Origin of the sequence: Salinicola tamaricis (assembly GCF_003006155.1) — a bacterium.
Lineage (GTDB): Bacteria > Pseudomonadota > Gammaproteobacteria > Pseudomonadales > Halomonadaceae > Salinicola > Salinicola tamaricis.
This window is the reverse complement of sequence record NZ_CP023559.1, coordinates 4047730-4065142: the sequence shown is the minus strand read 5'-3', so window position 1 is coordinate 4065142 and position 17413 is coordinate 4047730. Positions and strand designations below refer to the sequence as shown.

Annotated in this window: 14 protein-coding genes and 3 pseudogenes; 12 read left to right on the top strand and 5 right to left on the bottom strand. The window is 68.0% G+C overall.

Going from position 1 to position 17413, the window contains the following annotated elements; translation table 11 throughout:
* Nucleotides 1-23: 23 nt before the first annotated feature.
* Entirely contained in the window at nucleotides 24-1622 is a 1599-nt protein-coding gene (gene ggt, locus CN538_RS18670; RefSeq protein WP_242495394.1) for a gamma-glutamyltransferase, read from the bottom strand.
* A gap of 402 nt (nucleotides 1623-2024) precedes the next feature.
* On the opposite strand from ggt, the pseudogene rpe reads away from it, so the two are divergent.
* The 3 genes and pseudogenes from rpe (at nucleotide 2025) to CN538_RS18655 (ending at nucleotide 3841) form a co-directional block, all read left to right on the top strand.
* Nucleotides 2025-2715: pseudogene (gene rpe / locus CN538_RS18665) on the top strand (ribulose-phosphate 3-epimerase).
* A 13-nt stretch (nucleotides 2716-2728) separates the two neighbouring features.
* Nucleotides 2729-3058, top strand: a complete 330-nt coding sequence (locus CN538_RS18660; RefSeq protein WP_242495823.1) for a GIY-YIG nuclease family protein — start codon at nucleotides 2729-2731, stop codon at nucleotides 3056-3058.
* A gap of 36 nt (nucleotides 3059-3094) precedes the next feature.
* Nucleotides 3095-3841 (top strand): ParA family protein, encoded by a 747-nt coding sequence (locus tag CN538_RS18655; RefSeq protein WP_106420399.1) that lies wholly within the window; start codon nucleotides 3095-3097, stop codon nucleotides 3839-3841.
* 260 nt (nucleotides 3842-4101) lie between these two features.
* Here CN538_RS18655 and CN538_RS18650 read toward each other — a convergent pair whose 3' ends face one another.
* Nucleotides 4102-5745 carry a dihydroxyacetone kinase subunit DhaK gene (locus tag CN538_RS18650; RefSeq protein ID WP_106420398.1) on the bottom strand — a complete coding sequence of 548 codons (1644 nt, stop codon included), beginning with the start codon at nucleotides 5743-5745 and terminating at the stop codon, nucleotides 4102-4104.
* Nucleotides 5746-5988: 243 nt separating this feature from the next.
* Here CN538_RS18650 and CN538_RS18645 point away from each other — a divergent pair, with 243 nt between their 5' ends.
* Genes CN538_RS18645 through CN538_RS25685 form a run of 3 tightly spaced genes read left to right on the top strand, consistent with a single transcriptional unit; the run spans nucleotide 5989 to nucleotide 10072 of the window.
* A complete protein-coding gene (locus CN538_RS18645; RefSeq protein ID WP_106420397.1) occupies nucleotides 5989-7725 on the top strand; it encodes a VRR-NUC domain-containing protein in 1737 nt (578 codons plus the stop codon).
* Complete coding sequence (locus CN538_RS25690) at nucleotides 7722-8591, top strand: hypothetical protein (RefSeq protein ID WP_340638189.1); 870 nt, start codon at nucleotides 7722-7724, stop codon at nucleotides 8589-8591. Before CN538_RS18645 ends, CN538_RS25690 begins: the two co-directional genes overlap by 4 nt.
* Entirely contained in the window at nucleotides 8579-10072 is a 1494-nt protein-coding gene (locus CN538_RS25685; protein ID WP_340638188.1) for an ATP-dependent DNA helicase, read from the top strand. Before CN538_RS25690 ends, CN538_RS25685 begins: the two co-directional genes overlap by 13 nt.
* A 21-nt stretch (nucleotides 10073-10093) precedes the next feature.
* On the opposite strand, the gene CN538_RS18635 is transcribed toward CN538_RS25685, so the two are convergent.
* Complete coding sequence (locus tag CN538_RS18635) at nucleotides 10094-11392, bottom strand: NAD(P)/FAD-dependent oxidoreductase (protein ID WP_106420396.1); 1299 nt, start codon at nucleotides 11390-11392, stop codon at nucleotides 10094-10096.
* 286 nt (nucleotides 11393-11678) lie between these two features.
* Here CN538_RS18635 and CN538_RS25680 point away from each other — a divergent pair.
* From CN538_RS25680 to CN538_RS18620, 5 genes and pseudogenes are all read left to right on the top strand, one after another.
* Nucleotides 11679-11999 (top strand): annotated as a pseudogene (locus CN538_RS25680) (HAD family hydrolase); the annotation flags it as partial.
* 58 nt (nucleotides 12000-12057) lie between these two features.
* The gene (locus CN538_RS25675) at nucleotides 12058-12345 is read left to right on the top strand and encodes an HAD-IA family hydrolase (protein ID WP_340638359.1); all 288 of its coding nucleotides are present in this window, start codon (nucleotides 12058-12060) and stop codon (nucleotides 12343-12345) included.
* Nucleotides 12346-12559: 214 nt separating this feature from the next.
* Nucleotides 12560-13432 (top strand): annotated as a pseudogene (locus CN538_RS26570) (chorismate-binding protein); the annotation flags it as partial.
* A 37-nt stretch (nucleotides 13433-13469) separates the two neighbouring features.
* Entirely contained in the window at nucleotides 13470-14057 is a 588-nt protein-coding gene (locus CN538_RS26565) for an anthranilate synthase component I family protein (RefSeq protein WP_422917593.1), read from the top strand.
* A gap of 58 nt (nucleotides 14058-14115) precedes the next feature.
* A complete protein-coding gene (locus CN538_RS18620; RefSeq protein ID WP_106420395.1) occupies nucleotides 14116-14724 on the top strand; it encodes a VTT domain-containing protein in 609 nt (202 codons plus the stop codon).
* Between the two features lie 255 nt (nucleotides 14725-14979).
* Here CN538_RS18620 and argF read toward each other — a convergent pair whose 3' ends face one another.
* Nucleotides 14980-15897 (bottom strand): ornithine carbamoyltransferase, encoded by a 918-nt coding sequence (gene argF, locus CN538_RS18615; protein ID WP_106420394.1) that lies wholly within the window; start codon nucleotides 15895-15897, stop codon nucleotides 14980-14982.
* Nucleotides 15898-16240: 343 nt separating this feature from the next.
* Here argF and grxD point away from each other — a divergent pair, with 343 nt between their 5' ends.
* Nucleotides 16241-16585, top strand: coding sequence for a Grx4 family monothiol glutaredoxin (grxD, locus tag CN538_RS18610; RefSeq protein WP_035471998.1), 345 nt, complete (start codon nucleotides 16241-16243; stop codon nucleotides 16583-16585).
* A 143-nt stretch (nucleotides 16586-16728) separates the two neighbouring features.
* On the opposite strand, the gene rnt is transcribed toward grxD, so the two are convergent.
* Entirely contained in the window at nucleotides 16729-17394 is a 666-nt protein-coding gene (gene rnt / locus CN538_RS18605) for a ribonuclease T (protein WP_106420393.1), read from the bottom strand.
* Between the last annotated feature and the right edge of the window lie 19 nt (nucleotides 17395-17413).

The window sequence follows — 17413 nt, the reverse complement described above, 5'->3', positions numbered from 1 at the left end:
CCCGGGGCGCGCCGAGCCTGCATTCACAGCCCCATGGCGGAGGAGGTGGAGCGGCGCGGATCGGCGCCGCCGGTGAAGGTACCGTCGGGTTCGATCAGGATCGACTGCGCGGCGCCCATCGCCTCCTGCTGGCTGAGGGTGTGACCCATCGCCTCGAGCAGCGCCTGGGTATCGGGGCTGATGCCATCCTCGATGCGGATCTCGTCGGGCAGCCACTGATGGTGGATACGCGGCGCGCTCACCGCGCTCTGGATGTTCATGCCGTGGTCGATCACGTTCATGACCACCTGCAGCGTGGTGGTGATGATGCGCGAGCCGCCGGGGCTGCCGGTGATCAGGAAGTTCTTGCCATCCTTCTTGACGATGGTCGGGGTCATCGACGACAGCATGCGCTTGCGCGGCTCGATCTTGTTGGCCTCGCCGCCGATCAGGCCGTAGGCGTTGGGCGCGCCCGGCTTGGCCGAGAAGTCATCCATCTCGTTGTTGAGCAGAAAGCCGGCGCCGTCGACCACGATGCCGGAGCCGTAGCTGAAGTTGATGGTATAGGTGTTGGAGACCGCCAGGCCGCTGTCGTCGGCGATCGAGAAGTGCGTGGTCTCGTTGGACTCGTAGGGTAGCGGGTTGCCGGCGGCGATCTCGGCGCTCGGGGTGGCGTGGTCGAGGGGGATCTCGGCGCGCAGCTCGTTGGCGTAGCCCGGCGAGGTCAGCCCGGCCAGCGGCACGTCGACGAAATCGGGATCACCCAGGTATTCGGCGCGGTCGGCGTAGGCACGCTGCATCGCCTCGGCCATCAGGTGAATGGTGCGCGCCGAGTTGAAGCCCATGGCGTGGATATCGTAGCCCTCGAGAATGTTCAGCATCTGCACGATGTGCGCGCCGCCGGAGGAGGGCGGGCTCATGGCGTAGACATCGTAGCCGCGATAGTTGCCGTGCACGGGCTGGCGAATCGTGGGCTGATAGTCGGCCAGATCCTGGGCGGTCATCAGGCCGCCGTGGCGCTGCATCTCGGCGCTGATCAGGCGCGCCGTCTCGCCCTCGTAGAACTCGCGCGGGCCCTGGGCGGCGATGCGCTTGAGCGTGGCGGCGAGATCGGGCTGGCGGAACAGCTCGCCGGCCTGGTAGTTCGAGCCGTCGGGCTTGTAGAAGACCTTGCGCGTGGCGTCCCATTGCTTGAGGCGATCCTGGGCCTGTGCCAGCCCTTCGGCGAAGCGCGGTGGCACCTCGAAGCCTTCTTCGGCCAGCGTGATCGCCGGGGCCAGCGCCTCGGCCAGACTCAGGGTGCCGTACTTGTCCAGCGCCAGTGCCAGGCCGGCCACCGTGCCGGGTACGCCGGCAGCATTGTGGGTGAAGCGCGAGAGCTGCGGCACCGCCTCGCCCTGATCGTTCTGGAACATCGTCGTATAGGCCGCCGCGGGCGCCTTTTCGCGGTAGTCGATGGCGATCACCTCGTCGCGCTGCTCGTCGGAGATCAGCATGAAGCCGCCACCGCCGATATTGCCCGAGCGCGGCTGGGTCACCGCCAGCGCAAAGCCGGCGGTGACCGCAGCGTCCACCGCATTGCCGCCCTTGGCGAGCACGTCGTGGGCGATCTGCGAGGCCAGGTAGTGGCTGGTCGCGACCATGCCGTGCTCCCCCACCTGCGGATGAAAACGCTCGCCCTCGAGGATCGCCGAATCGGCCTGCGCCAGTGGCGCGATGCCCAGATAGAGCGTGGAGAGGCTGATCGATAGCCAGCGCCGGACCGGTCGGGCGAACGCGTGAGGACATGGGAGGGCTCCTGATCCTGATGCTGTTTTTGATTGTGGTCTGGGTCTGGCTGCCGATCGGTTAGGGCTCTGGAGGTAGGGATCCAGATAGAGGCAGCAAGACCGTCAGCCCCGACGGATGGCCCATCCGCCGCGGTGTCTGGCCGAGCATAGCCCGTGGGCGCACGATCGGCTAACCGCAGCGGCGCCGAGGGCTGCTAGAATGCAGGCATACTCGGATCCATGCCCACGCCCATCACTGCCAGGACGCTGCGTCATATGCGTGATTTCAAGATTGCCCCCTCGATTCTCTCCGCCAACTTCGCCTGCCTGGGGCAGGAGGTGGACGATGTGCTGGCCTCCGGCGCCGACATGATCCACTTCGACGTGATGGACAACCACTACGTGCCCAATCTGACCATCGGCCCCATGGTGTGCGAGGCGCTGCGCAAGCACGGCGTGACCGCGCCGATCGACTGTCACCTGATGGTCAAGCCGGTGGATCAGCTCATCGGCGACTTTATCGACGCCGGGGCCAGCTACGTCACCTTCCATCCGGAAGCCTCGGAGCATATCGATCGTTCGCTGCAGCTGATCAAGAGCCGTGGCTGCAAGGCCGGGCTGGTATTCAACCCGGCCACGCCGCTCTCCTATCTCGACTACGTGATGGACAAGCTCGACATGATCCTGCTGATGAGCGTCAACCCCGGCTTCGGTGGCCAGTCGTTCATCCCCGCCGCGCTCGACAAGCTGCAAGAGGCGCGGCGCCGAATCGATGCCAGCGGGCTGCCGATTCGACTGGAGATCGATGGCGGGGTGTCGCCGCAGAATATCGCCGAGATCGCGCGTGCCGGCGCGGATACCTTCGTCTCCGGCTCGGCGATTCTTCAAGGCGCGCAGCCTCGACGACCCGAATCGCTACGATGGCGTGATCGGCGAGATGCGTAGCGCCCTCGCCAGCCTGGATTGAGGGTTTGGCAGCAGTGAGCGAGTGCGGCCGCGAGGCGGGGGGCGCCGACCGCCCCTGGTATCTCTATCTGATCGAGACCGCCGCTGGTGCGCTCTATACCGGCATCACCACCGACGTCGCGCGGCGCTTCGCCGAGCACAGTCGTGGCAAGGGGGCACGCGCGCTGCGCGGGCGCGGGCCGCTGACGCTGCGTCACGTCGAGCAGGTGGGGAGCCAGAGTGAGGCGCTCAAGCGCGAGGCGGCGATCAAACGCCTGGGCGCGGTCCAGAAACGGCGCTGGCTGGCACAGCACGAGGGCGATTGTCATCGAACTGTCATTATCTCCGAGACGTCCAATCCGTAGAATGTAACTTTCTGTTAACGTCGGGTGGTCGAGAGCATGAAGGTCGTGGCGCTGCACAATTTGAAGGGCGGAGTAGGCAAGACCTCGGCGGCGGTCAATCTGGCCCGGGAGGCCAATCTTGACCGAGTGCCGGTGCTGTTGTGGGATCTCGACGCCCAGGGGGCTTCGACCTGGGTGCTGGGCGGCGAGAGCGGGCTGAGCAAGAAGGTCTCCAAGCTGCTCGCCGGCAAGTCGCCGCTCGGCGAGCAGGTGCAGCACACCCCGTGGGAGCGCTTCGACCTGCTGCCGGCGGATATCCGCCTGCGCGAGCTGGACCGCCTGCTCGACGCCAGCGCCGATGGTGACAAGCATCTCAAGCGGCTGATCGAGCCGTTCGGCGAGGAGTACGGGCTGATGATCCTCGACTGTCCGCCGGGGCTGTCGACACTGGCCGAGCAGCTGATCCGTGCCGCCGACCGCATCCTGGTACCCACTATCCCCAGCCCGCTCTCGGTGCAGGCGTTCTCGCGCATGCTCGACCATCTCGATCTCAAGAAGCGCCAGCGTGAGCGGCTCTCGCCCTTCTTCAATCTGGTCGACCGGCGGCGCACCCTGCACCGCGACTGGCTCGATTCACCGCCGGCGGCCCTCGGCCGGCCCATGCGCAGTTGGATCCCCTATGCCAGCGACGTCGAACGCATGAGTCTCGAATGCCAGCCGCTGGCCGACCTGGCGCCGCGCAGCCGCGCGACCCTGGCCTACCGTCAGCTATGGCGAGAACTCAAGGCTGATCTCGACGCCTGAGGCACAGTTTCGGGCGCCTTAGAGACCATTTCCACCCCCTCTGATGATGGGCGCCGGGGGCAGGGCAAAGCGAGGGTCCTTTGCCAGGGATGGCAAAGGTAGCGCCCAGGGAGGGGTTCACAGCGCCCTCGCGACGCCCTGCCGCCGGATAAGCCCACATCGTCCAGCGGCTGTGAAAACCGGGCGCCATGGACAGAGCGCGGCATCGGGCGGCATGAGCCAGAGCGCGGCATCGGGCGCCAGATCAAAAGCCCGCGCGCTCAGGCCTCGGCCAGCGCCTGCAGTACCCTTGCCACCGCCTCGGCCCCGGGGTCGGTCACCCCCTGCAGGGCGCTCTCCGGCAGATAGGCGGAGCGCCCGGCGCGGGCTTGCGCCATCGTCGCCGTGGCCTCGGCACCTTCCCGTGCGCGCTCGGCCGCCAGGGTCAGATCGCCGCCCTCGCGCAGTGTCTCCACCGCCGGTATCAGCGCATCGAGCAGGGTGCGGTCGCCCTGCGCCGCGCCGCCGTAGCGCTGCATGCGCTCGATGCCCACCGCCAGCGCCGCGGCGAGATCGTCGCCGTCGGCCAGCTCGGCCCCCGCTGCGGTGAACAGGATCGACAGCAGTACGCCGCTGGAGCCGCCCATGTCGCGGGCGAGGCAGGCCCCGATGGCGCCGAACAGTGCACCGGGCCGTGCGCTCTCCAACTGGCCGGCGTCAAGACGTCGGGCGACGGCCTCGGCGCCGCTGGCCAGGCTGGTGCCGGCATCGCCATCGCCGCTGCGGGCATCCAGGTCGTCGAGGGCCTGGCGCGAGTCGCGCAATACCGCGATCGCCGCGCGCAGCAGGGTCTCCACCGTGGCGTCACGCTCGACATGCTCGGGCACAGTTGTCTCACTGACCTGGGGCGTGAAGCGGGCCGGGGCGCACGGCGTGCGTAGTCCGGGCCAGGCGGGCGCGTCGGTCGGTGCGTCGAGGGCCTGGGAGAGATCGTCGTCGGCCGCCACCAGGGTGATCGAGAAGCCCTGCATGTCGAGCGAGGTCATCAGTGTAGCCGGCCCGATCATTCCGGAGAGCGCGAGCCCGCGGCGGTTGACCAGCAGGCTGGCGGCGAGCACCTGCATCTCCTGTTCGGCGGCGCCGCCCAGATTGTTGAGCAGGGCGACGTAGGGCGGCGCGTAGCCGCGCGCAGCGAGCGCCTCGGTGAGCGGTGCCAACAGGGTCTCCACCGCCTCGCTGGCGCTCTCCGGATCGACCCGGCGCACGCCGCTCTCGTTGTGAATGCCCAGGCCCAGCTCGGGGGCACAGGGGGCTTTCGCCTCGCCCGGGCGGGCGGCGTGGGAGAGCGCCAGCCCCAGCGAGGCGATTCGCGGCAGGGCGGCATCGACGCGCTCGCTCAAGGTCTCCAGCGGCATTTGCTGCGCCGCCAGCCAGCCGGCCAGCTTGTGCACGATCAGTGTGCCGGCGATGCCGCGCGGCTGGGGGGAGTCGGGCAGGGCGATATCGTCGCCGACGATCACCATCGACACCGCCAGGCCCTCCTGGCGTGCCTGCTCGGCGGCGAGGCCGAAATTGAGCCGGTCGCCAGTGTAGTTCTTGACGATCAGCAGACAGCCGGCTGCGCCGCACACCTCACGAATCGCGGCGAGCACCGCATCGACGCTGGGCGAGGCGAACAGCCCGCCGACCACCGCGCCGGTCAGCATGCCCTCGCCGATGAAGCCGGCGTGGGCCGGCTCGTGGCCGCCGCCACCGCCGGAGAGCAGGGCGACCTGGTCACGCCCGTGGTGCTCGCGATCCCAGTCGGCGCGGACCAGAATGCGTAGATGCTGGCTGGGTTCGGCGATACGCACGTCCGTCAGTGCACTGACGCCGGCGAGGACGTCATCGATCAGGGTGTCGGCGGCGTTGTAGAAATGCTGCATGAGGCACTCCGGCAGTGGCTGGCCCGGGGACGATGGCCGAGGTGGAGAACGAAGAGGAGCGGGGCGCCGCCACCCGGTATCGCGGTATTGCGTCGGCCCGCTCAGACCCCGAGGTTAGCCCAGATAGGCATACGCTTCGAGCGCTCGCCGCCGAACCGGATGGCGCCGAGGCGACTTCGATGGCGAGGCCGGAACCTGTATGCTTAGCCAGTTCACTCGCCACTCTCCATGCGATACTCCCCTATGGCGTTGCCCACGCTCGACGACCCGTTCTACTACCTGGCCAATTTCCACACCGTGCTCGACTGGCTCGGGTCGCGTTACGCCGACCTGTTGTCGGCCGAGGAGCGTGACTTCATCGCTACCTTCGAGGCGCTGCCGCGGCCGTCCCGGGCGCTGTTGGTGCGCATGGTGATGCGCAAGGGCGTCGACTTCCGCGCCAGCCGGCTGTGCTATGCCGAGATCGGTGATACGGAAACGGCGGCGGCGCCGCTGATCGCTGCCGGCTGGGTCGAGACCGATGCCGAGCTGGCGCTGCCGGCACTCTTCGCCTTGACGACCAAAAGCGAGCTTGCCGCCGACCTGGCGCCGTGGCTGGCCGAGCTGGGGCTTTCGCGCAGCACGGGCAAGACGGCCTGGCGCGAGGCGCTGGCGGCCGAGTCGCCGGCGCCGCGAGCGTTGCCGGCATGGTTGCCGAGCCTCGACGATACCCACTACCGGTTGACCGTCGATGCCCTCGGCGAGCGCTTCCGGCTGATGTTCTTCGGTAACCTGCGTCAGCAGTGGTCGGAGTTCGTGCTCGCGGATCTGGGCGTCTACCGCTTCGAGTCCGTTCCCCTGGCGGCAGCGTCACGGGCCTTCTCGCGGCGCGGTGAACTGGAGGCTTACTACCATCTGCATCGCTGCCGCGAGCGCTTCGACGCCGACGAGCCGCTGGCTGACCTGCTCGCCGAGATCTCGCGTGAGCCCTTCGACAACCCCTGGCTGGAGCGGCGCCGTGGCCGGCTGCTCTACAAGCTCGCCTATCGCAGCGAGCGCCAGGGCGAGCTGCAGCAGGCGCTGGCGCTCTACCACGACAGTACCGCGCCGGAAGCGCGTCTACGCCGGGTTCGGGTGCTCGAACGCCTGGCACGCTTCGACGATGCCTGGCAACTGGCCCAGCGTGCCGAGGCCGCGCCGGTGAGTGCCGCCGAGGCCCAGGCGCTGGGGCGCATCGTACCGCGTCTGCGGCGCAAGCTGGGACTGCCGCGGCGCGACACCGCAGTGCCGGCCGAGCCCGAGCGCATCACACTGACGCTGTCGCGTAGCGGCTGGGTCGAGGGCGCGGTGGCGGCGCATCTGAGCCGCGACGAGGCGCCGGTGATCTATGTCGAGAACACCCTGATCAATGCGCTCTTCGGTCTGCTCTGCTGGGAGGCGATCTTCGCGCCGCTGCCCGGCGCCTTCTTCCACCCGTTTCATAGCGGGCCGGCGGATCTCTTCGACGAGGATTTCCACGCCCGCCGCCAGGCGCTGTTCACGGCCTGCCTGGCGGCGCTGGAGCGTGGCGACTATGGCGACATCGTGCGCCAGCGCTTTCGCGACAAGTACGGTATCCAGTCGCCGTTCGTCGCCTGGAGCGCGCTCGACGAGCGCACCCTGACGCTGGCGCTGACGTGCATTCCCGCGCGCCACCTGCGGCTGTGGTTCGAGCGTCTGCTCGGCGATATTCGTGCCAATCGTGCCGGTATGCCGGATCTGATCCAGTTCTGGCCGGGTGAGGCGCGCTACCGCATGATCGAGGTGAAGGGACCCGGGGACCGCCTGCAGGACAACCAGAAGCGTTGGCTCGCTTTCTGCGCCGAGCACGCCATGCCGGTCAGCGTCTGCTATGTCAGCTGGGAGGAGCAGAGCCTGGACGCCGCAGCGAGCGGGCCGGACGCGACGGCAGAGGATGGCGGCGTGCCGCTGGCGGGCGCTCCGGGCGGTCGCTCGGCGTGAGTTACCGTATCGCGGTGCGCGCCCTGTGCGAGTTCTCGGCCAAGGCGGGGGATCTCGATCTGCGCTTCACGCCATCGCCTTCGGCCCAGGAGGGCATCGCCGGCCACCGGGTGGTGAGCGAGCGTCGCGGCGAGCGCTACGAGCGTGAGGTGGTCCTCGTCGGGCACTACGCGCATCTGGAGGTGCGCGGGCGTGCCGACGGCTATGATCCCGATGCCAACCGGCTCGAGGAGATCAAGACCCACCGCGGCGATCTGGCGCGCCAGCCGGCCAACCAGCGCGCCCTGCACTGGGCCCAGGCTCAGGTCTACGGTCATCTGCTATGTCTGGCGCGGGGGCTCGACCAGCTCACCGTGACCCTGGTCTATTTCGATATCGCCAGCCAGCGCGAGACGCCGCTCAGCCAGCAATGCAGCGCGTCTGAGCTGCGCGAGGTATTCGAGACCCACTGCCAGCGCTTTCTGGCCTGGGCCCAGCAGGAGCTGGCGCATCGGCGGCGGCGAGACGCGGCGCTGGTGGCGCTGAACTTTCCGTTCGCCGACTTCCGCGCTGGCCAGCGCGAACTCGCGGAGGCGGTCTACAAGGCCACCCATACACGGCGCTGGCTGCTGCTGCAGGCGCCCACCGGCATCGGCAAGACGCTGGGGACGCTGTTCCCGATGCTCAAGGCGATGCCCGGCGAACCGCTCGACCGGGTGTTCTTTCTCACCGCGCGCAATACCGGCCAGCAGCTGGCGCTGGAAGCCTCGAGCAGCTCGGCGCGCGCCCGCCTGCCGCATCCGCCGCCGACACCCAGGCGCCGGCCCCCGCCGAACCGGTCTCGGGTGAGGCGACACCGGCGCTGCCGCTGCGGGTGCTCACGCTGACCGCGCGGGAGAAGGCTTGCGAGCATCTCGACAAGGCGTGCCACGGCGAGGCCTGTCCGCTCGCCGCGGGCTTCTACGATCGCCTGCCGGTGGCACGCTCGGCAGCCGCCGAGCGTGGCTGGCTCGATCGCGCCGGTCTGCGCGCGGTGGCCCTCGAACACCAGGTCTGCCCTTACTACCTGGGGCAGGAGATGTCGCGCTGGGCCGATGTGGTGGTCGCCGACGTCAATTACTACTTCGATCTGCACGCCCAGCTCTACGCGCTGACCCTGCAGCAGCAGTGGCAAGTGGGCATTCTGGTGGACGAGGCGCACAACCTGGTCGAGCGCGGTCGCGGCATGTATACCGCGACCCTCGATCACGCCGCCTTTCGGCGCTTGGTGCCGCAGTTGCCGGCGCCGCTCAAGCGTCCGCTGGCGCGGGTCGCCACGGCCTGGCAGGAACTGGCGGAGCAGTTGGATGATGCTTACGGCGAGCGCGATTACCGCGTGCTCGAGCACCTGCCGGGCAAGCTGATTGCGGCGCTGCAGCAGGCGGTATCGCGGATCGTCGAGTATCAGAGCGAGCAGCCGATCGCGCTGGACGGCGAGCTGCAGCGCTTCTCCTTCGAGGCCCAGCATCTGTGCCGGGTGGCCGAGACATTCGGTAGCCACTCGCTGTGCGATCTGACCCGACAGCCGCCGCGCGGACGCCAGCGCCGGGCCGGGGCGACGCTGACCCTGCGCAATGTCATGCCGGCGCCGTTTCTGGCCGCGCGCTTCACCGCCGCCCATGGCGGCACGCTGTTCTCCGCCACGCTCTCGCCCCAGGGCTACTTCCGCGATCTGCTCGGGGTGCCCGACAGCGCCCCCTGGCTGGCGTTGGGCTCGCCGTTCGCCGCCGGCCAGCTCGAGGTCAGCATCGCCACCCGGCTATCGACCCGTTACGCCCATCGCGCGGCCTCGCTCGATCCGCTGGTGGCGCGTATCGCCGCGCGCTTCCATCAGCGCCGCGGCAACTATCTCGCCTTCTTCTCGAGCTTCGCCTATCTGGAGCAGGTCGCCGAGCGCCTGGCCCAGCGTCACCCGGAGGTGGTGCAGTGGCGCCAGGCGGCGCGCATGGACGATGCCGCCCGGGCCAGCTTCCTGGCGCGCTTCGAAAGCGGCGGGGCAGGGGTGGGCTTCGCCGTGCTGGGCGGAATCTTCGGCGAGGGCATCGATCTGCCCGGCGAGCGGCTGATCGGGGCTTTCGTCGCGACGCTGGGATTGCCCCAGGTCAATCCGGTCAACGAGCAGATGCGCGAACGCCTGCAGACGCTGCTAGGCAGTGGCTACGACTACGCCTACTTCTATCCCGGCATGCAGAAGGTGGTGCAGGCCGCCGGGCGCGTGATCCGCACCGCCAGCGATCGCGGCGTTATCGAACTGCTCGACGACCGTTTCGCCCAGCCGCGGGCGCGGGCGCTACTGCCGGCCTGGTGGCCCGAGCCCCGGCTCGACTGAGCGAGCGCGGGGCACCCCCTCTCAGTGCAGTTTCATCTTGGGGCGCAGGTAACGGTTGAGCCCGTCCACGACCACCGTCATGCCGGTCTTGAACAGGCCGTGGATCGCCATCTGATGCATGCGGTAGAGCGAGGCGTAGAACAGCTTCGCCAGCCGGCCCTCGATGAACAGGCTGCGGGCCGAGGTGCCGCGCATCAGGCTGCCGACCGCCTCGAAATGCGCCAGCGAGATCAGCGAGCCGCGGTCATGGTAGACGAACGGCTTGAGTGGCTTGCCGGCCATCGCCGCGCGCAGGTTGTGGTAGCAGTGGGTCGCCTGTTGATGAGCCGCCTGGGCCCGCGGCGGCACCCGTTTGTCGTCGGCCTGGGGGCAGGCGGCGCAGTCACCGAAGGCGAAGATGCGCTCGTCGTCGAGACTCTGCAGCGTCTGGTGCACCTTGAGCTGGTGATTGCGCTCGGTGGCGAGGCCCAGCTCGGAGAGGAAGGCCGGGGCGCGGATACCCGCCGCCCATACGCTCAGGTCGGTCGCCAGCGGTTCGCCATCGGCGGTGATGAAGCCGTGCTCGTTGGCCTCGGTGACCCGGGTGTCGACATGGATCTTGACCCCCAGGCGTTCGAGTTCGCCGTGCACCGCGCGGCTGATGCGCTCGGGCAGCGCCGGCAGCACCCGCGGCGCCGCCTCGATCAGGTGCACCTCGAGCTTGCCGCTGTCGAGGGCGGTGAAACCGTAGCTGTGCAGCATCTTCGAGGCGCCGAACAGCTCCGCCGCGAGCTCGACCCCGGTGGCTCCGGCGCCGACCAGGCCGACGGTCAGCTTGGGATGGGTGCGCCGCTCCGGATCGCTGTAGCGCAGGAAGGTGTTGAGCATGTTGCGGCGAAACTCCTCCGCCTGCTGCGGGCTGTCGATGAAGTGACAGTGCTTGGCCACGCCGGGGGTGCCGAAGTCGTTGGAGACGCTGCCCACCGATAGGACCAGGTAGTCGTAGGCGATCTGGCGTGCCGGCAGCACCACGACGTCGTCGGCGTCGTGTATCGGTTCCAGGGTGATGGTGCGGGCGTCGCGGTCGATGCCGCTCAGGGTGCCGCGCTGAAAGCGGTAGCCGTTGTGCTTCGAGTGGCCCTGATAGGAGACCTCGTCGAGACCCGAGTCGAGGGTGCCGGTGGCGACCTCGTGCAGCAGCGGTTTCCAGATGTGGGTGGGGTTGCGGTCGACGAGCACGATGTCGGCGCGCTGGCGTTTGCCCAGCTTGCGGCCCAGGCGGGTCGCCAGCTCGAGGCCGCCGGCACCGCCACCGACCACCACGATACGCGGTGTGGTCATGGCAGAAGACTCCTTGCGGATGCGATGAAAACGAAGGGAAAAGGGTCTGCGCTGGCGTCGAGCGACGTCGCTGCCGGGCGGTCGGAGCCGAGACGGTGAGCGAGCGCGGGGTGGAGCAGGATGACGCAATCCGTGATGGATAAGATGAGGCGGAGAGCTACAGCAGGGATCACAGTCACGAAAAGGCCGGTCGACTCGACGAAAGTATAGCCGGTAGGATACGCCCATCGCTGCCGCTTGGCACCCGCGAAAGGTGCTCCGGCGCCGCCTCTGGAGACTTCACACGATGCTGCCCCTGCTCGACGATATCCGCCTCATCGCCTTCGATCTCGACGGTACCTTGATCGACTCCGTGCCCGACCTCGCCGCAGCGGTGGACGCGATGCTGGGCGACCTGGCGTGGCCGCCCGCGGGCGAGGCCAAGGTGCGCGACTGGGTCGGTAACGGTTCGCACCTGCTGGTGGCCCGGGCGCTCGCGGACGCGGGTGGCAGTGAGCCCGACGCGGCGACGCTTGCGCGCGCCCATGCGCGCTTCCTCGTGCACTATCGCGCCGCGCCCTGTGCCCGCACTCGGGTCTTCCCCGGCGTGCGCGAGGCGCTCGAAGGGCTCTCCGCCCGCGGCCTGGTGCTGGCGTTGATCACCAACAAGCCGGCGGCCTTCATCGATCCGAATCCTCGAGGCGCTGACGCTGCGCGACTATTTCCAACTGACCCTGGGCGGCGACTCGCTGCCCGAGAAGAAGCCGCACCCGGCGCCGCTGTTGCACCTGGCTGCACACTTCGAGATCGCCCCGCAGCACTGCCTGATGGTGGGGGACTCGCGTCACGACATCGAGGCGGGCAAGCGCGCCGGCTTTCGTACCCTGGCGGTACCCTACGGCTACAACCACGGCGAGCCGGTGGCGACGAGCGCCCCCGACGGTCTGGTTGAATCGCTTCAGGAACTCGTTTAGGGTTTTTCGACCGGCGTCTCACCCTGGCTGTCGCCGGCCGCGAGCCATCATTTCACGCCCCTTTTCTCTGGACCGAGCCCCACATGCAACCGGATAGCCGACGCCCCGTGTGTTCCAGCGCCCTGATGCGCCACGTCAAGCGTTGGCGATGGTGACCGTCAGCCCGATTGTCGTATCCGCCTGTCGCTGATTTTCACTGTTGGAGCCCGGTCTCATGACGATGACCCCCGAGCGTTTTGCCGAGCTGGCGCAAGCCGGCTACAACCGTATTCCCGTGACCCGCGACGTGCTCGCCGATCTGGATACGCCGCTGTCGACCTATTTAAAGCTGGCCGATGCCCCCTGGACCTTTCTGCTCGAATCGGTACAGGGCGGCGAGAAATGGGGGCGTTATTCGATCATCGGCCTGCCCAGCCGCGAGCGCGTCGAGGTGCGCGGTTTCACCGTGCGCCATTTGATCGACGGCGAGCAGCATGGGGTCGCCGAGGTGGCCGATCCGCTGGCCTGGATCGAGCAGTTCCAGGCGCGCTTCAAGGTGCCGCACCTGGATGATCAGCCGCGCTTCGACGGCGGTCTGGTGGGCTACTTCGGCTATGACACCATTCGCTACATCGAGCCGCGTCTGCGCAGCGAGCGTGCCGCCGAAAAGCCCGACCCGATCGGGGTGCCCGACATCCTGCTGATGGTGTGCGACGAGCTGGTGGTGTTCGACAATCTCTCCGGCCGGCTGCAGCTATGGACCCACGCCGACCCCGAGGAGGCCGATGCGCTGGCCTCGGCCTGGGAACGGCTCGAAGCGCTCGAACTCAAGCTGCGCAGCGCGACCTTCAACACCCTGAGCCCGGGCACCGGGCGCAACGACGTGGCCGAGCACGACTTCCACGCCAGCTTCAGCGAGCAGGGCTACAAGGAGGCGGTGGCACGTATCAAGGAGTACGTGCTGGCCGGCGATCTGATGCAGTGTGTGCCCTCCCAGCGCATGTCGATTCCCTATCAGGCGCCGCCGCTGGATCTCTACCGCGCCCTGCGCAGCCTCAATCCGTCGCCCTACATGTTCTTCCTCAACCTGGACGATCACCACGTGATCGGCGCCTCGCCGGAGATCCTGACCCGGCTGGAGGGTGATGAAGTCACGGTGCGGCCGATCGGCCACCCGCCCGCGCGGCACCACGCCGGCCGAGGACAAGGCGCTGGAGGAGGAGCTGCTGGCCGATCCCAAGGAGATTGCCGAGCATCTGATGCTGATCGACCTGGGGCGCAACGACATCGGTCGTATCAGTCAGACCGGGACGGTGGAGGTGACCGATCGCATGGCGATCGAGCGCTACTCCCACGTCATCAATCGTCTCCAACGTCACCGGCAAGCTGCGCGGCGGCATGTCGGCGATGGATGTGCGCGCGCCACCGCTTCCCTGCGGGCACGCTCTCCGGGGCCCAAGATCCGCGCGCTGGAGGTGATCGACGAGCTCGAACCGGTCAAGCGCGGTATCTACTCCGGCGCGGTGGGCTATCTCTCCTGGCACGGCAACATGGACATGGCGATCGCCATCCGCACCGCCGTGCTCAAGGATGGCGAGCTGCACGTGCAGGCGGGCGGGGGCATCGTCGCCGACTCCGATCCCGACGACGAATGGCAAGAGACGCTCAACAAACGCCGCGCGCTGTTCCGCGCGGTGGCGATGGCGGAGAAGGGGCTCGACAACCTCGAGTGACGCCGTCGGCTGTCATCCTGGTGTCATGCTTGTCGCTTTCCATCGAGAGGCATGACACATGCCGATTCCGCTTCCCCCGATGATGCTCGACCCGCTGCCGCCGTCGCCCGCGCGCTCCCTGCCGCCACGGCGCCATGCCATGACACGCGCCTGGCGCTGGTGGCGGGTGGCTCTGGCGGCGGGGCTCGGCGTCGCTTTGTGTGTGCTGTTCGCGGCCTACGGCGGTGTGCCCCGCGGTTGGCTCGAAGAGCTGCAGCTGCTGCCGTTCACCCTCGCCATGATCGTGCTGCCGGCGCTGGGCGTCCCCATGACTCCCTTCTTCATTATCGCCGGGCTGCGCTTCGGCGTGGCCGGCGGTCTCGCCGTGGCCGCACTGGCGACGCTATGCAATCTGCTGCTCTGCTATGCCATCGCCCACTCTCGCCTGCGGCCGCGTCTGCGTCAGCTGCTCCAGCGGCGTTTCCCCGCCCTGGCGGCGCTCGATGTAGATCGCCGCAGCGCCTGGCGAGTGACCTTCCTGATCAAGCTGGTCCCGGGTGTGCCGATGTTCATCAAGCATTACGCCCTCGGGGTGGCCGGCGTGCCGCGCTCGATCTATCTCACGGTGGCACTGCTGACCACGGGCCCTTATGGGGTGGCTTTCGTGGTCCTGGGGAGTCCGCCCTGAGCGGGGATCTGGGGCAGGCCCTGGGCGCGCTGGCGGCACTCGCGCTGATTGCGGTGTCGCTGCTGGCCTGGCGTCAGGCGCGTCGACGTCGCCTGGCACGGCGGGCGGCACAGGGCGAATAGACGGCAGAGAGACGGCGAAGAAACGCTGAATGACCGGCTGCGCTGCGCAGCCGGCATCCCGCTGGCGTCAGGCCCGTCGGCGAAGAGCGTGGTGGGGCGCCTGGCTCAATCGATCGAGTTCAGGCGCCTGGGTTCAGGCAACCTGGCCCAGCAGCAGGAACTCGATCAGTGCTTTCTGCGCGTGGAGGCGGTTGCCGGCCTCCTGCCACACCACCGCGCGCGGGTCGTCGAGCAGGGTGGTGCTGATCTCTTCGCCGCGATGCGCCGGCAGGCAGTGCAGGAAGATGGCGTCGGCGGCGGCCTGGTCGAGCAGCGCTTCGGTGACCTGGAAGCCGTCGAAATCGCGCTCGCGCTTGGCCTGCTCCTCCTCCTGACCCATCGAGGCCCACACGTCGGTGGTCACCAGGTCGGCACCGCGTACGGCCGTGGCGGGGTCGCGCACGATCAGCGCGTTATCACCAGCGGCGTCGAGAATGTCCTGACGCGGCTCGTAGCCCTGCGGACAGCAGATGCGCAGCTGGAAGTCGAACTGCCGGGCGGCGTTGATCCAGGAGTGGCACATGTTGTTGCCGTCGCCGATCCACACCGCGGTCTTGCCCGTGACCGGGCCACGGCACTCGGTCCAGGTCATGACGTCGGCGAGCAGCTGGCACGGGTGGTAGTCATCGGTGAGGGCATTGATCACCGGTACGGTGCTGCTGGCGGCGAACGTCTCGAGGCCATCGTGGGAGAAGGTGCGGATCATCACCGCGTCGACCATCTCCGAGAGCACTCGCGCGGTGTCGCCGATCGGCTCGCCGCGGCCTAGCTGGGTATCGCGCGGCGACAGGAACAGCGCATGCCCGCCGAACTGGGCCATCGCGGTCTCGAACGAGACACGGGTACGGGTCGAGGACTTCTCGAAGATCATCGCCAGGGTACGATTGCTGAAAGGGGTGTAGGTCGGCCCCTGGGTCTTCAGTTCGTGCTTGATCTTGATCGCGCGCTGAATCAGATAGGCGAGCTCGTCGCGGGAGAGATCCAGCAGGGTCAGAAAGTGGCGTGCGCTCATGGGCAGTTCCCGTTCGTTTTGGCCTAATTCTGCGGCAGCGCCCCGCGCGGGGAGAGCCTGCAAAGAAAAAAGCGCCGCGAGCGAAAGGCCGTTTGAACGGTTCGCTGAACGGCGCCGTCACCGGCTTGGCTGCCTGCCGGTTCGTGCGAGATCCTTCATCCTAACCAGCCCCCCGCAGCCGCGCAATGGCTCGCGGTGGCGGCACCGCGCAGGCGTGGGGCGGCGATCGCCGGGGCAGGGGTGTTTTCGCGCCAAGTCATCAGTAGAATGAGCGTCACGGTCAAACTTCATGCAGCCACGCGACGAGCGCCTTGATCGCGCTCGTCCCGCCAAAGGACGTCCCATGAGCGATACCCTCGACACCATCAAGCAGCAGATCGGCGACAACGCGATCCTGCTCTACATGAAAGGCACCCCGCAGCTGCCGCAGTGCGGCTTCTCCGCCCAGGCGGTGCAGGCCCTGATGGCCTGCGGCGAGCGTTTCGCCTTCGTCAACATCCTGGACAACCCGGACATCCGCGCCGAGCTGCCCAAGTACGCCAGCTGGCCGACCTTTCCGCAGCTGTGGATCAACGGTGAGCTGGTCGGCGGCTGCGACATCATCGTCGAGATGTACCAGAGCGGTGAGCTCGAGCCGATGGTGAAGGAAGCGGCGGCGAAGTCGGCGGAAGCTTCCAGCGACAGCTGAGGAAAAGCGGCCACCGGCCGCGAAGCCAGGTATGAACGCCCTACTAGAAACCCCAACGCCGCCCCGGATTCGGGGCGGCGTTGGGGTTTCTAGTAGGGCGTTTTCAGCTGGGCTTGTGCAGACGGGCGCGCTCGATGAGGGACTCAAATATCCTCGAAGCCCTGCTCGCGCATCGCCAGGTGCCAGCCGCCGAGATCCTTGAAGCGGTTGACGATGGCGCAGAACAGCGCGGCAGTGCGCTCGGTGTCGTAGCTGGCCGAGTGCGCCTCGGCGTTGTCGAACTCGATACCGGCGGCCTGGCAGGCACGGGCGAGCACGGTCTGGCCGTAGGCCAGTGCCGACAGGCTGGCGGTGTCGAAGCTCGAGAAGGGGTGAAACGGGTTGCGCTTGATGCCGCAGCGTTGGATCGCGGCGTTCATGAAACCGTGATCGAAGGCGGCGTTGTGTCCGACCAGAATCGCCCGGGTGCAGCCGTGGGACTTGATCGTCTTGCGGATCGGCTTGAACAGGCCGTCCAGCGCCTCTTTCTCGCTCACCGCGATCTGCTGGCGGAAGGGGCTGTCGAGATCGATGCCGGTGAAGTCGAGCGCCGACTGCTCGATATTGGCCCCCGCGAACGGCACCACATGGAAGGAGAGCGTCTCCAGTGGCAGCAGGTTGCCCTGTTCGTCCATCGTCAGCGGTACTGCCGCGACCTCGAGCAGGGCATCGGTGGCGGCGTTGAAGCCGCCGGTCTCGATATCGACCACCCACCGGGAGATATCCACAAAACGCTGCGCCATCAGCTCTCTCGTGCTGGCGTCCGACATGCAAGTACTCCCGTTGCCT

Bases quoted from the DNA above. Each gene is read 5' to 3' on its own strand.
- ggt (WP_242495394.1), bottom strand. From the start codon at position 1,622: ATGGTCGCGACCAGCCACTACCTGGCCTCGCAGATCGCCCACGACGTG.
- CN538_RS18655 (WP_106420399.1), top strand. From the start codon at position 3,095: ATGAAGGTCGTGGCGCTGCACAATTTGAAGGGCGGAGTAGGCAAGACC.
- CN538_RS18650 (WP_106420398.1), bottom strand. From the start codon at position 5,745: ATGCAGCATTTCTACAACGCCGCCGACACCCTGATCGATGACGTCCTC.
- CN538_RS18645 (WP_106420397.1), top strand. From the start codon at position 5,989: ATGGCGTTGCCCACGCTCGACGACCCGTTCTACTACCTGGCCAATTTC.
- CN538_RS18635 (WP_106420396.1), bottom strand. From the start codon at position 11,392: ATGACCACACCGCGTATCGTGGTGGTCGGTGGCGGTGCCGGCGGCCTC.
- CN538_RS26565 (WP_422917593.1), top strand. From the start codon at position 13,470: ATGAAGTCACGGTGCGGCCGATCGGCCACCCGCCCGCGCGGCACCACG.
- CN538_RS18620 (WP_106420395.1), top strand. From the start codon at position 14,116: ATGCCGATTCCGCTTCCCCCGATGATGCTCGACCCGCTGCCGCCGTCG.
- argF (WP_106420394.1), bottom strand. From the start codon at position 15,897: ATGAGCGCACGCCACTTTCTGACCCTGCTGGATCTCTCCCGCGACGAG.
- grxD (WP_035471998.1), top strand. From the start codon at position 16,241: ATGAGCGATACCCTCGACACCATCAAGCAGCAGATCGGCGACAACGCG.
- rnt (WP_106420393.1), bottom strand. From the start codon at position 17,394: ATGTCGGACGCCAGCACGAGAGAGCTGATGGCGCAGCGTTTTGTGGAT.